Here is a 13,860-nt window from a genome sequence, read left to right on the forward strand (position 1 = left end):
TGCCTTCACTTCATCAGTTCACGTAGTCCGACGATGATGATCTCGCCCATGATGGCAGCTCACTGCAGCCACCAAGGGAGTCTTCCATGCGATTCATCATCGTCCCCGGCCTCGACGGCTCGGACGACAACCACTGGCAGTCCACCTGGGAATCCGGTTGGCTCCCCGGCGCGACCCGCATCAGACCGGCCTCCTGGACCCACCCGGACCGCGACGACTGGAGCACCGCCATCGGTAACGCGATCGCTCTCGCCGACGATCCCGCCGTACTCATCGCGCACAGCCTCGGGTGTCACGCGGTTGCACATTGGCTGACCACGGTCGGCTCACCCACCGTCCGCGGCGCCTTCCTGGTCGCGCCGCCCGACCCACTCGCGCCCACCTTCCCCGTGGACTTGCTCCCGACCTTCACCAACCTTGACGCGAAACCCCTCCCCGTTCCAGCTCTCCTGATTGCCAGCGACAACGACCCGTATTGCAGCGTCGACGCCGCCACCCGACTGGCCACCGACTGGGAAGTTCCTCTCATCACCACCGGCAACGACGGCCACCTCAACTCGGACAGCCAGCTCGGCCTCTGGCCGCTCGGCCAGCAACTCCTGACCAGCTTCCTCGCCGGGCTCCGCGCCAGCTGAGTAGAGGTCCAAGGCTGACCGCTTCTCCTCCTAGCGTTGGATCCGTAAACCAGGAGAGGATCAGCCATGTCGAAGTTGAGTCTGCAAGCCCTGAACCGCGCCACCCTGCACCGCCAGTGGCTGATCGAGCGCCACGACGCGACCGCCCTGGAGGCGATCGAGCATCTGGTCGGCATGCAGGCCCAGTCGCCGCTCGCGCCGTACGTCGGATTGTGGACCCGCCTCAACGGTTTCGATCCCGCCGAGCTGGCCAGGCTGATCGAGGACCGCGAGGCCGTGCGCGGTTCGATGATGCGGGCAACGATCCACCTGATGTCGAGCCGGGACTTCCTCGCGTTCCGCCCGCTGATCCAGCCGCGGCTCGAGCGCGAGGTGTTCCAGAACATGACGTATGGCCGGCACCGGCTCGAGGGGATCGACATCGACGCGGTGCTGAAGGCCGGTGCCGAACGCATGGCCGAGGGCCCGGCGACCGCCGTACAACTGCGTGAACACCTCGCCCCGCTCTGGCCCGACCGCGAACCCCCCGCGCTGGCTCACGCCGTACGCTGCCTGCTCCCCACCATCCAGACCCCACCCCGCGGCATCTGGGGCAAGGGCGGCAACCCCGCCATGTCCACCGCCGACCTCTGGCTCGGCGCCCCAGTCGACCCCAACCCCTCGGCCGACGACCTCGTCCGTCGCTACCTCGGCGCCTACGGCCCCGCCTCGGTCGCCGACGCCCAGAACTGGTCCGGCCTCACCCGCCTGTCCGAAGTCTTCGACCGCCTCGACCTCCGCACCTACACCGACGCCGAATCAGGCCGCACCCTCTACGACCTCCCCCACATCGACCTCCCCGACGAGGACATCGAGGTCCCGACCCGCTTCCTCCCCGAGTACGACAACCTCCTCCTGTCCCACGCCGACCGCACCCGCTGGATCGACACCGCCACCCGCCAATCCCTAACCCTCCAAGAGGTCCTGACCCGAGGCTCCACCCTCCACAACGGCCAAGCCACCGCCCTCTGGAAACTCACCAAATCCACCAAAACCCAAGCCACCCTAGAAATCCAGCCCATCACCAAGCTCCCCCGCTCCACCCGCACGGATATCGAAGCCGAGGCCACCACCCTCCTAACCTTCACCTCCCCAACCGCCACCCACGAGATCAGGTTCATTTCATAACCTGACGAACATGGCACGCGGATCAGATCGCGGAACATGAAGCTGTGTTTGAGGAGATAGGGTCGCTGGACGCACCTCGAGCGCCTGGTTGCGCTTGGCGACCGACGGGTGCACGCGAGCTAATCCGGCTATACAAAGGCCGCCCCCGAGCATCGCTCTGCTGCATCTGCCAGTCGGGTCACATGCTGCTAGCAGACACCACTTCCGGTCGCCGAATCGTGCGACCGTGGTCGCAAACTGCTTCCTCGCCGGTCGTGGCTCAGGACGGATCTGGCAATGTGCCTGGGTTTGCCCTTTCGAGAGTTTGGACTCTCTCGACCAGGGAAGGCGTACTCGACATCAGTTGGGTCCTGCGATTCGTGTCTCTGCCGAACATCTGCTGATTCTGCATCTGCCAGCCGTACAGGACCTGAATGAGAGTGGCTCCATACCCCATGAGCGCCGCCCGTCGGTCAGCCTGCTTGACCTGCCAACGATTGAGCCACGCGAGAATCGGTGGTGCGATGAACGGGGTCAGGAACAGCATCGCCGTCAAGTAACCGTCGCCGAACGTCAGGACCGCAAGCAGGATTCCAGAGTAGGCAAGGAAGAGAAACCCCCCGACGGCGCAACCAATTGCGGGGACTTTCTTCATCAGTTGGACCAACGCTCGCACACCGACCAGCGCACAACGAGCGGGGATCGAATACCAAAAGTTGAGCAGACTGAGCCAAGCACGGCCGCCAACGTGGTAACTAAGCTCATGCGCGAGGACCGCCTCCAAGTGAGACGGCGGCAGCGTGTACAGGGCCCATCGAGTCACAGCGACGGTATGCCCCGGTGTTGGGGTTGCATTCACGTCATCAGACTCCTGAACCCACAGGGAAAACCGACGACCGTCAACAGCTGCCCGGCGGAGCAACTGCAGCCAGATCGGCCCCAATCGTTGCTCCTCAACGAGCGTTGGCCGCCGCAGTCGATAGAGGTAGCGGGCGACCAGATCCTCTACCGGACTCACGAACGTCACTGCCCCGGACAGGATCCACAACCCAACGACGAGCCAGTTCCAGCTCCCGAAGATGTTGGAGATCCAGATGACGATGACGAGGCTCCAAAAGAACCACGGCACAGCTACGAGCAGCGTCGTCGCTGCGGAGACTTCCGGGCGTGTTCCCGATCCCTCTCTCCCCTTGCCGACTCCGCCGTTCTGCTCATTGCCAGGAGGCAGCTGGTTCCACGGCGTTTGAGGCGGCATCTGTCGAGGCTCATCCATTGACGGCTGATCAAATGGCTGCCCAGGAGTGCTTCCCACCTGATCACTCTGATCGTTCGGTTCACTCGGGCGGGTCATCGATCTCATTCCTCCGGAACGGCTGGACAATCGCAATGGCGCACAATCAAGTGTCCACTCAGTACACGGACACGTGGACGTGGTCGAAGTGGCCGCCGGTGGCGTCGGTGGGGCTGTAGACGCCGCCGCCGTTGTACGGGATCCAGGTGCCTCGGCGGGCGGACCAGATTTTGCCGTACCAGATGACGTAGCGCACGCCGGTCTGGCCTGCGGTCTTGACCGCCCAGTTGGCGATCTGGTCGCCACGGGCGCGTGCTGGCGATGATCTGCGTGCGTCGGCGCCGACCATGATGTCGCAGGCTTTTCCTCGAGGGTGGTCGCTGGTCGGGTTCCAGACGTGTGCGTCCCAGCAACTCATGCTCAGTGTGCCCAGGTTCTTCCGCGCTTCGGCGACCCAGGCCGCCGTACGCGGAGTGACCATGCCGCCCGTTCCGGTCGGGTCCGTGACGGTTTGCTGCTCCGCCGGCCACACGCCGTTCACCGGCTGGCCTGAGATGAGCCCTTCCCCACCGCAATCCTCATCGTCCGAGACGCCTTCAGTGATCGTCCCGCCAGCGGGTGCCTTCGATCGGCCGGCGTACGGGTTGCCGGACCGCTTGAGGTCGATGCCGGCGGCGGCCGCGATCTGCCGTGCCTCTCCCTCACGCAACGCGTAGCGATCGGGATAGGCGGAGACTTGAACGCGCTGAGCGGCGTCGCCGTACCCCATGGACGGCCAGCCGTTGATGTCGACCAGGCCGGGCGGGTTGGGTGCCCCGGATCCGCCGAAGAACGCCTCCGCGGCGTAGTGCGGATTCATGATCTGGGTGACCGAACCCCAGCCCGCCCCGGGACGTTGCTGGAAGAGACCGACCGAATCCGCGTCGCCGTAGGTCAGGTTCTGCAGGTCGGATTCGACGAGCGCGGTCATCAGGGCGATGAGCGTCGCCTGGCCGGGAAGCCCACGTTGCACCGCGACCTGGTCGATCAGCTTGGCGAACGCCACCTGAGTCGCCCTCAGCGGACCGCGGGCAATGGGGTTGCCGACCTGACCAGGTTGCCCCGGGAGGCAGGCTGCCTGCGGCTGGCTGGCCCCTCCGAACGGAGCAAGCATGAGGAGGCTCGCAACCCCGACCACGGCCAGGGCGGCCGCGGCTTTAACGAACACACCTCTGCTCGCGACCGCGAGGAGTCCCCTGCCGAGATCGCGCTCATCGAACATCGCAGCCCCGCACGGATGTGGTCATGGCCCTGTACCACCTGACACGTCACTGATGACCCATTGGGCGTTCTGATTCACCAACGTGACGAGCAGGGGTACGTCGAATCGCTGAGCGTTCTTTCCGGTGACATCGATGGTGACCTTGATGAATCGCGTGATCCGCGCCGGTGTGTCGACCGGCGCCTCCGCATTGGCCGGCGGGGAACTGACCGGCCACGAGATCACGGTCGACTTGCCACCGTCCTTCTTGAGTGCCTCGTACGTCGGGTCTCCGGCCGCAGTGAAGCTCGACGCGACCTCCGGAGTCATGTACTTCGCACACTTGGAGACCAAGGCCGAATACGTCTCAGCGGCCGGGTTCCGGGTGTAGAAAGCACGTGCCCAGGCACCGACCACATCGGTTGCCTGCGCGGTCGACTCAGCGGACGGCCGCCGAGTCTGCGGCGGCGGAGTCGTCAGCGGCGGCGTCGTGACTTGCGGACTCTCCTCCTCTTCCGGCTGGGTATTCGACGGTGCGGTCGGCAGAACCACCGATCGACCAGGCGTCAGCAGGCCAACGGGAGCGCTGTCGTCGGAGCTCTCGCCACCGAGCAGGCGCGGCAAACCGCCGCCCAGCCCGAGGATGATGATCGCCAGCAGGACGACCAACGCCACGATGACCGCAGGGCTGGTCGGCTCGGCCTGGCGCTGGTTGCGCAACCAAGCCATCCGCTGCGCATGGTCCTCACGCCGCCAGTTCTTCTTCGCCCGACGGCGCTCACGACCGCTGAGCTCGTCCAGATCCTCCGGATAGTCGTAGTCCGTACTCATCACCGAACGCCAACTGTCCGGTGCGTCCGGCTGCCGACGTTCCGCGCGCGCCTCGTACTCGGCGTCGGCTGGAGAGTTGCCGCGATCGCGACGACGCGGCCCACGGCCGGCGCCTTCCCGGCGATTCTCAGTCGATCGTTGCTTCCGAGCCATCCGCATCACCTACGCGTCGGCACGTGTACGGTCACGCCGTCCTTCGTGATGGCGGAGTACTCACGGAACCGGCGCTGCTGCTGAGCGGGTGCCCGACGCCGCTGACGATTCTTCGGCGGTCCCTCGCGGAGGCTGGCCGAACGGGTGTGCACCACCCTGGGGTCGTACCGCGTCTCACTGACCGGTGCGGGCGCGGGGCGACGCGAATGGCGAGCCTTCTGCGCTTCGGCTGACACGCCACGCGAACTCCCTGAGCCGCTCGCGGGAACCACGTTGGCAGCCGAGACAGAGATCGTCCGCCGCCCTTCACCCTTCGACTGGGCGCGAGCGCGGGAGAGATTCAACGCAGACGTACTCTTCGCCGGCCCACCGGCGCCGGCCGCCCGAACACCGCCGGCTTCACCAGCCATCTGCTGCCCACCTGGCCCGACGCCGCCGGACGTTCCAGCGCCTTCAGTTCTGCGCCGTTCTGGCCCTGCGGTGAGCTCGTACGGCGAACTGGCCGCGCCCCCTCGAGTCAACGACCCAACCGCAGGCGCCTGTCGGTAAACGCGAACAGAGGTGACCCGCTGCGAGCCTCCTTCGGTTGGTCGCAGGCGATCCTTGCTCCGCTCAGGGAGAGGTGCAGCGCCACGGCCACTGAGCGCGCCCATGACTCGCCTGACTGCGCCCATAGCCCCTCTACGCGCAAGCCCTCCGAGCATGATGCTGCCAGCTCCGGGTCGCATCATCGAGGTCAGGTTGTCCAGAAGCCGACGGAGCTTGAAACCAACGATCAGGACCGCGATCGCAAGGCCACTGACTGGGAGCCAGCCCAGGCTGCCGCTAAGACTGAAGACAGCTGTCACAAGGGTCAGCGCCGTACCGAACACCAACATGGCGAGAAAGGATTGGAGAACCAACCCAATCAATGCTTCGAACCAGTTCAGCCCCCATTGTCGTGGTCGGCCGGGAATGATCCATAGGCACGCGAAGAAGACTCCTACGACAAGTAGTAACAGGCAGCCGATGAAGGCCATCAGAGCGGTGAACGCCAAGGCAATGTTCAAGAACGCGAACAGAGTCGCGGCAATCGCCGCCAGCATAACGACGGCCACGCGCCCGAACGGATTATCACCCTTCACCCATTTCACCGTTGGCGCATCGCCGCCACCTTCGGCCGGAGTGATCACGTCATCTATGTACTTCTTTCGCGCCTCAGGATCGACACCGGTGTCGAGCATCCCCTTGCCATACCGCTGACACGCCGCGATCGAACCAAACTCTGAAATGCACCATGGTGTGACGGCGAATCCACGCCAGCTTGCATCAGCGGACTTGCGTAACAGCGTGTCTTTCGGCGTTCCGGTGAACCCCGGCTCCGGCCAGGGCAGAGGAGACTGCATCGTTGGCCCCATGGCATCCGCCGAGGCCGTCATCACCGCACCCGCACCGAGCTGACGCGCTCCATCCACTCCGCGCAGCCAGGTGGCCGGCGCCAGTGCGAAGCTGATGCTCAGGACCCCTGCCACGAAGACCCACACCAACTGACCGAGCGCGGTCCCGGTTGCCTTCCGCTGCGTGTACGCCGCGACAGCACCGAAGGCAAGTGCTGATGGCAACAACCAGCCGACCAATTGAGTACCGGTGGCCCCGATCGTCGCTGCCGTCGCATCAGTCAGGGGCTTCACGTCCGTAAACGAGAAGAGCCACCACCCGACCGATATGGCGCCACGTGTAATGGCGACGATGTACATCATCACCAGATACGCGTAGCCGTTGAAGATCATGTTGAACGTATCGCTGATGCCCTTGTCGAAGTCCAGGCCGTACACCATGGGGCTGTACTGCTCGAAGAGCGTCCGAGTGTCGCCGTGGGTGAGGTCCGGAGTCGGGAGCAGGTCGGCGAAGCCTGTCGGGTTCGTTGGACCTTGATCTGGGTCGGCGGCCAGGGCGAGTTGGGTGGTGACGATCAGGGAGATGGCGAGCACTGTCACGGCCGTCCGCAGACGGCGTGACCAGGTCATGCGACGTGCTCCTTGTTGCCGGAGTTTGAGGTCTGGGAGTTGCCGTCTGGGGATGTGGTGGGGGTTTCGCCGTGGGCCGGGTACATGGCTTCGTTGTAGGCGGCTTCGTCGGCTTCTTGGTCGTAGACCTCGTCGGGGCCGATGGGGGATTCGTAGCGCAGGGGGTGATTGTGGTCCTGGCCGTTGGCGTGGCCGTGGTCCTGGCCGTTGGTATGGCCGTTGGAGTGGTTCTGGTTCTGGCCGTTGGAGTGGTTCTGGTTCTGGCCGTTGGGGTGGTTGTGGCCTTGGCCGTTGGGGTGGCCGTTTTGGTGGACCGGGGTGGTGGCGGGCGAGGGGTGTGGTGGTGCCTCGGGGGCCGCGGGGGGGTGCTGCGGCGCATATGACGCCTGGGCCGTGTGTGAAGGCTCGACCGTTGGGGCTGTCTGCGCCGCGTGTGAGGGCTCGGGGGTTGGAGCCGTGGGCTGCGGCGCGGGGGGCGGCGGGGGTGCCGGGAGGGTGGACTCCTCGGTGGGGGTTTGGGTGTGGGCCTCGGCTTGGGCTGTGGCGGTGGCGGCGGGGGTGAGGACTTCTTCCTCGTCGTCGGCGAAGGGGTCGACGTCCTGAACGACGGGGATGGATTGGGTGGGTTGGGTGGCGTGTTCGGATTCGGGGGTGGTGCGGAGGAGGGCGGCGACCTGTTGGCTGGGGATGTCGATTTGGACGGTCGCTACTTCGTCCCAGCGGTCGCGCATGATGCAGTGGCCGTGGCGGATGCTCTTGCCGTTGGCGGCGGTGTTGATGCCGCGGACAAGGGTTTGGTACGGCGGCGTCTGCGGCCGGCCCAACAGCTCCAGCAGCGAGTCGACCTGCTCGCGGGATCGGAGGCTGAAGGCGAACAGGGTGGTGATCTGCTCGACCAGGCCGGGGAGCTTCAGGATCGATGCCGGGTCCTGGGTGTCGAGGACCAAAGAGGCGCCGAGGGCGCGGCCGACACGGGCGATGTAGTCGAGGAAGGACGCGCCGTCCGGGGTCTTCGTCAGCAGGTGCACCTCGGGCACGATGACGACCTTCGAGCGGCCACGGAACTCGCGGCGGCCCGTCGTACGGACCATCCAGGCGAGGCAGCCGCGCAGGCAGGCCATGCCGACACGTTCGATCGGCGACCAGGATTCCGGTGCCGACTCGGGTGAGGGCAGGGTGAGGCCTGGCATCTGGACGACCCACAGACCCGGGTTGGTGGTCAGCGAGGACAGGCCGGACGGTGGGCCGGCCACGACGGAACCAAGGCCGGTCTCGACCAGGTCGCGCAGGGCGAAACCGACCGTACGGATGGTCTCCGATTCGGAGGCGCAGAGCCGCTGGATGACGCCCCAGGACGATGGATCGGGCGACTGGATCTCGGCCCGGGTCGCGGCCATGACCGGAGCTTCGGCCGCGCCACGCAGGTGTGGAGGAAGCAGCAGCATCAGCTGCGAAGGCGCCTGCAGCAAGGCGTCGTCGACCGGGAGAACACGGAGCAGGTCGGCAGCGCCGGAGAACTGTGCGGTGATCTCGATGACAGCAGTCGGTACGCCGTACTCCGCAGCGACCGCGGACACGCCGGCGGCGTCACCCTTCAGGTCGAGGAGCGGCACCCAAGCGCCGGCGAAGGCGGAGTCGAGACCACCGAGCATGGCGGCCGTCGTCTTGCCTCGACCAGAACGACCCAGGAAGAGAGTCGTCGTCGCGTCACCCAAAGCAGAACCGGCGGCCGCATCGAAGCGGACCAGACCCGGCGTGGATCCGGTCAGGTAGCCGATGGCCGGGCCGGTCGCGTCACCGATCGACGCGCCACCCCAGAACCAGGAGCCGAAGAACGCCGTCGACTCACGCACGTGCCCGAGGTCGGGTACGCGCAACTGGTCGCCTGGCAGGGATTCCAGCCAGAGGTCGCGCTGTTCGTCCGCGCCGGCGGCGACGCTGATGCCGCGGTCGGCGTAGTGCGCGATGACCGCGTCGACGTACGCCTCCAGGTCCTCGCGGGTGTCCGCGCTGACCAGCAGCCGGGGGTGGTCCTCGACCAGGGTCAAGCCGCTGCGGTTGATATCGCGTTTGACCTCGCGCATCACGCGCTCGGTCTCGACGATCTCGTCAGCGGTCTCCTCCGCGGTGCCCTTGGCGGCGGACCGGCGCTGTTCCTTCGCGCTCTTACGAGTCTCGTCGACCAGGTGCCGCGCGGTCTTCTTCGTCAAGACCCGGAAGCGAACGGACGCCTCCACGGTCACGTCGATCTCGTCGCCGTCGTCGTCGATCGCCTTGATCTCGGACAGCGTGCGCAGCCACTCCCCCGGGCCCGGTGTCTCGAGCTCCTCGGGGAAGTCGGTCATCGCGAGCACGGTCGTGTACGCCGCGATCTGGCCGCGAGCGTCATAGATGCGCAGGTGATCGGTGTACGGCACCACCCGGCCCGAGGTGAGCCGGGCCAGGGACGCACCGGTGATCAGGCCACGGCGGGGCGCGGCGACGGCACCACGGTGCATTTCGCGGCTGATCAGCCAGGAGATCACCTCGGCCGGCGCGGTGTGCGCCCGCCAGACGGTGGAGCCGAGCTGACGGCCGAGCTTGCGGACCCGCTCGTCCAGGTGGGCGAGCTCACGGGCGCTGACGCGCCACGACGTCGTACCGAGGGCGTCGCTGATGGAGCCCCGGACCTGGGCGGTCGCGCGGGGGTCGCGGTCACTGAGGTGTACGCCGAGGGCGACGTACCGCTCCGGCATCCGCATCTCGTCGATCCGGTCGGCCCGGGTCTGTGCCCAGGCCTCGTGGTCGCCGAGCCGGTAGTGGCCGGTCACGGAGTCGATGTAGTCCTGGCCGGTCGAACGGCCCCAGACCACCTTCAGGTGGCTCAGCCGGTCGCCGAGGATCGTCGCGGCAGCACTCACCGCGGCGTCGAGGGCCGCGTCCTGCTCGGACTCGGTGGCCAGGTCCGTGTTCGCCACCGAGATGAGGAACCACGCCTCGGCACTGCGTTCGGTGACGAGCAGGCCGTCCGCGATGGCGACCAGGCGAGGCGGCGGCAGGCCGCGCTCGCGGCCGACGCCCACCAGGTTCAGGAGCTTGTCAGCGATCTTCATCTGTGCCTCTTCCCAGACGACGTCCTGCGACTGACCCGCTGCACGTGGTCCGCCCCAAGCAGGCGGGCACGCTGGTTGACCGTGATGTCCGCACCGGCGCGGACTCTCGGATCCAGCTCCACCACGACCTCGCGTTCCCATTCCGGGGTCACCCTGGCCTTCGCCAGGTTGGCCACCTTCTGGGTCGCGATGCGCTCACGCCATGGCAAGTACTCCGTCTTGTCGGCGGCCCGGGCGCCGAGTCCGATGATCGGGCGGTGGGCGCGCAACGCGTAGCGGACGGCGAGCGCCCACTCGGTCACGCGGCGGCGGCGTTCGTGGAACTTACCGGGGCGCCAGCCGAAGGCGGTGATCACGAACGGCGGGACGATGTACAGGCTGACAGTGGACTTCTGCGGCACCCCGATGAACGGGACGAGCAGCGCGACCCAGAGCACGATGATCACCGCACCGAAGATGATCATCCGCCGCCGGGCGCCTTCTCCCAGATCGATACCCAGCAGGTCGTACTGCCGGGTCTCGATCTCGAAGTGGTGGGTCAGGGTACGGCCGACACGCATCAATTACCTCCGGACAACAATCCCCAGAAGCCCTTCAGCACATTGATGGTCTGGTTGTTGGCGTAGATCAGCCCACCCACCAGCACCCCGGCCGCGATATGGCCGAACAGCTCGCCCCACTCGCGCTTGAAGTAGTGCCCGATCGCGCGCAGCACGAGGATGGCGATGAAGATGTTCCCCGCGATGACCAGGACCCAGTCCTTGAAATCCGCGCCCGTCGGGACGTTACTGTCGACCAGTGGCGCGGCGAGCTGAACCACGCTCGCAGCAAGTTCGTGCGTCATCATTGCGGTGTCTCCCTTAGTGCCTCGGTCGTCCGACGGCTGGTCGCTGGTGTCATCCGACGGCAGCCACTTGCCATCGTTGTGCTCCGTCCGTGGCGACAGTGCGCCTCAGCGTGAGCGTGTACGTCTGGTCCAGGGTGGTATCTCCCGCCCCGTCCCAGGTGACGGCCGCGGTCGCCCGCCGCTCGTCGTCGTTGCCGGTGAAGACCTGCCAATCCTTCAGTTCGCCGAACTTCACCGAACCGTTCAAGCTGCGGATGGTCGAACCCGGTGCGGTCACTGCCGACACCTTGTTGTCGGACTCGGCGTACGCAGCGAAGAAGGCCTCCGCATCCTTGAGCGTCGCCGCGGTCAGGTCGTCGTCCGGTGCGCCGGCCTCCGGCATGTTGTCCGGTAACGCGGCCCGCTCGTCCGGTACGAACGTCGGCGGCCCGCTGGCCACGATGCGTGACGCGGTCCGGGCGACCGGGACGGACAGCCGCTCCCAGCTGTATCGCCCAGCGACCCACGCTCCGCCGCGCTTGGTGTACGGCCTGACTTCCACGCGTACGTCGACCACGGCGGTGACACCACCGGAGTCGACCTTGACCTCGCCCGGGTAGGCCCGGTCGGCAGTCTGCTTGCCGCGACCGTTCCAGCCGGCCCGGCTGTCCAGTCCGGCCGCCAGGTCGAGGGCGATCTGGGCCGGCCGGGCGTCCGCATTCGCCTCGTCCCAGTTCAGGTAGGAGACGGCGTACCGGGTCGCGACCGCGCGGGCCTCGTCGGCCGGGAAGCCGCTCTGATTGCTGACCACGGTCTCCGGGGTCCGGTTCGGGGCGACCCAGGAGCGGACGCCGCTGATCGCTGCCAGCAGCAGCACGACGACCACCAGGCCGCGGAAGAACCGCCGGGCCCAGGTGGAGAACGACGACTCGGGCTCGGTCGACCACGGCGGCTGCCCGGGCTCGAGCGGCTCCCGGACCGGTCCGGGAGCAGTGTGCGAACCATGCGGCGAGCGCTGTTTCAAACGTTCGGGTGTGCGGTGGCCTGATTGTGAGGCGTCCGGCGTACGCGAGGACGGACGACGTGGCGGTGCCATCACTCCGCCGGCCGGCGGATGCGCTTGAGGAGCCGAGTACTGCGCCGCTACGCCCTGTGCCTGGCGAGGGGTGGGTGACACCGGTCCATCGGGGTGGTCCCACCACTCCGGGGCGGTGTTCGACGGGCGTTTTTTGCCCGGCTTCTTCGTGCGCCGCTGATCCGACCATTGCTCACCTTTTGGCGGCAGATTCAGCAACGTTCGCCACCAACTCATCGCTACCCGCCCCTCAGACAGCAGTTACGCGGACAGTAGCCGGGAGAATACGGCAAGCAACTGCCGTCCGGGAGACCTCAGACCAGGATCCGGATGGTCTATCGCTCCCCGCAGCCATACTGTTACCCCGCTTGCGGGCAGTGTCACCCATATCGGGCAAGAGTGACACCTTCAGTACCGTCGTCATAGCTCCTCTCTCATGCCCGATCCGGTCGATCGGGCAGCGCACACCATGCCACACGCTGCGGGCAGGTTCGAATATCCGTGCGAACAACATGGTAAAGAACAGATCAACTGTCACGCATAGTAACCGATCTGTGGACTCGGCCTGTGGAAAACTCTCCCGTGGCGAGGGGTCAAATACCGCTTTCCCGGGCATAGGGTCGCAGTAACCCTGCTACCCCTGGAGGACCAGGATGGAAACTCGCCGACTGGGCAGACTCGGGCACGACAGCTCGGTCCTCATCTACGGCGCCGCATCGCTCGGCGGGGTCGACCAGGATCGGGCCGACGCCTCGATCCAGGAGGCCCTTGATGCCGGTATCAACCACTTCGACGTCGCAGCCGATTACGGCGACGCCGAGCTCCGGCTCGGTCCGCGGATGCCGGAGATCCGCGACCGCATCTTCCTCGCGACCAAGACGGGCCGCCGTACCGCTGAAGAGGCGTGGGCCGAGATCAATCGGTCGCTCGAGCGACTGCAGACCGATCACGTCGACCTGATCCAGATGCACGCGGTCTGTGATCTGGAGAATCTCGATCTCGTCACTGGTAAGGGCGGTTCGCTCGAAGCGGCGATCCGGGCCAAGGAAGAAGGTCTGGTCCGGGCGATCGGAATCACCGGGCATACCGACCAGGCGCCTGCCGTCCATACCGAAGCATTGCGCCGGTTCGACTTCGACAGCGTGCTGACACCACTGAACTACCGGCTGTCGACGGATCCGCAGTACGCCGCCGACTACGCCGCCCTGGTGGATGCGGTGAAGGCGTCCGACGCCGCGCTGATGACGATCAAGATGATTGCCCGGCGCAACTGGCGGGAGGGCGAGGAGAAGACCTACGACACCTGGTATCGGCCGTTCGACGAGCAGCGCTATGTCACCGCGGCGACCGCGTGGCTCCTCAACGGGCACCCGGAAATCACCGGCCTCGCCACGGCCGGCGAGACTCGGTTGCTGCGCCAGATGGTCGTCGCCGAGCGCGAGCGTGCCGACCTCACACCGGAGGCCGCCGCCGCCATCCTCGGCGAGGTCCAGGACTACACGTCACCCTTCGTGGACATCCCGATCTGACGGGACGTGTGCCACGTCACACCCGTTTCGCCGCAT

General features: G+C 66.5%; 11 protein-coding genes. 3 read left to right on the top strand and 8 right to left on the bottom strand.

Translation table 11 applies throughout. The features are described from left to right. Positions 1 to 86: 86 nt before the first annotated feature. Together EV652_RS02080 and EV652_RS02085 are read left to right on the top strand one after the other, a co-directional pair. Entirely contained in the window at positions 87 to 635 is a 549-nt protein-coding gene (locus tag EV652_RS02080; protein ID WP_132207213.1) for an RBBP9/YdeN family alpha/beta hydrolase, read from the top strand. Between the two features lie 66 nt (positions 636 to 701). Continuing rightward, complete coding sequence (locus tag EV652_RS02085; RefSeq protein WP_132207214.1) at positions 702 to 1,802, top strand: winged helix DNA-binding domain-containing protein; 1,101 nt, start codon at positions 702 to 704, stop codon at positions 1,800 to 1,802. A 259-nt stretch (positions 1,803 to 2,061) separates the two neighbouring features. Here EV652_RS02085 and EV652_RS02090 read toward each other — a convergent pair whose 3' ends face one another. The 8 genes from EV652_RS02090 to EV652_RS02125 are packed head-to-tail and all read right to left on the bottom strand — an operon-like array spanning position 2,062 to position 12,244. Beyond that, complete coding sequence (locus tag EV652_RS02090; protein ID WP_206752080.1) at positions 2,062 to 3,132, bottom strand: M48 family metalloprotease; 1,071 nt, start codon at positions 3,130 to 3,132, stop codon at positions 2,062 to 2,064. A gap of 58 nt (positions 3,133 to 3,190) precedes the next feature. Then, positions 3,191 to 4,333 (bottom strand): VldE C-terminal domain-containing protein, encoded by a 1,143-nt coding sequence (locus EV652_RS02095; RefSeq protein ID WP_132207216.1) that lies wholly within the window; start codon positions 4,331 to 4,333, stop codon positions 3,191 to 3,193. 21 nt (positions 4,334 to 4,354) lie between these two features. After that, positions 4,355 to 5,296, bottom strand: coding sequence for a hypothetical protein (locus EV652_RS02100; protein ID WP_132207217.1), 942 nt, complete (start codon positions 5,294 to 5,296; stop codon positions 4,355 to 4,357). Positions 5,297 to 5,301: 5 nt separating this feature from the next. Then, positions 5,302 to 7,302, bottom strand: a complete 2,001-nt coding sequence (locus EV652_RS02105) for a hypothetical protein (protein WP_132207218.1) — start codon at positions 7,300 to 7,302, stop codon at positions 5,302 to 5,304. Next, positions 7,299 to 10,394 (bottom strand): ATP-binding protein, encoded by a 3,096-nt coding sequence (locus EV652_RS02110; RefSeq protein ID WP_132207219.1) that lies wholly within the window; start codon positions 10,392 to 10,394, stop codon positions 7,299 to 7,301. The genes EV652_RS02105 and EV652_RS02110 overlap by 4 nt, the downstream gene beginning before the upstream one ends. Beyond that, complete coding sequence (locus EV652_RS02115; RefSeq protein ID WP_132207220.1) at positions 10,391 to 10,954, bottom strand: hypothetical protein; 564 nt, start codon at positions 10,952 to 10,954, stop codon at positions 10,391 to 10,393. The genes EV652_RS02110 and EV652_RS02115 overlap by 4 nt, the downstream gene beginning before the upstream one ends. Next, positions 10,954 to 11,241, bottom strand: coding sequence for a hypothetical protein (locus EV652_RS02120; protein WP_132207221.1), 288 nt, complete (start codon positions 11,239 to 11,241; stop codon positions 10,954 to 10,956). Before EV652_RS02120 ends, EV652_RS02115 begins: the two co-directional genes overlap by 1 nt. A 49-nt stretch (positions 11,242 to 11,290) precedes the next feature. Continuing rightward, entirely contained in the window at positions 11,291 to 12,244 is a 954-nt protein-coding gene (locus EV652_RS02125) for a conjugal transfer protein (protein ID WP_158441068.1), read from the bottom strand. A 704-nt stretch (positions 12,245 to 12,948) separates the two neighbouring features. Here EV652_RS02125 and EV652_RS02130 point away from each other — a divergent pair. Next, positions 12,949 to 13,824, top strand: coding sequence for an aldo/keto reductase (locus tag EV652_RS02130; RefSeq protein WP_132207223.1), 876 nt, complete (start codon positions 12,949 to 12,951; stop codon positions 13,822 to 13,824). Positions 13,825 to 13,860: the final 36 nt, after the last annotated feature.

It is taken from the genome of Kribbella steppae (assembly GCF_004342025.1).
Taxonomy (GTDB): Bacteria; Actinomycetota; Actinomycetes; order Propionibacteriales; family Kribbellaceae; genus Kribbella; species Kribbella steppae.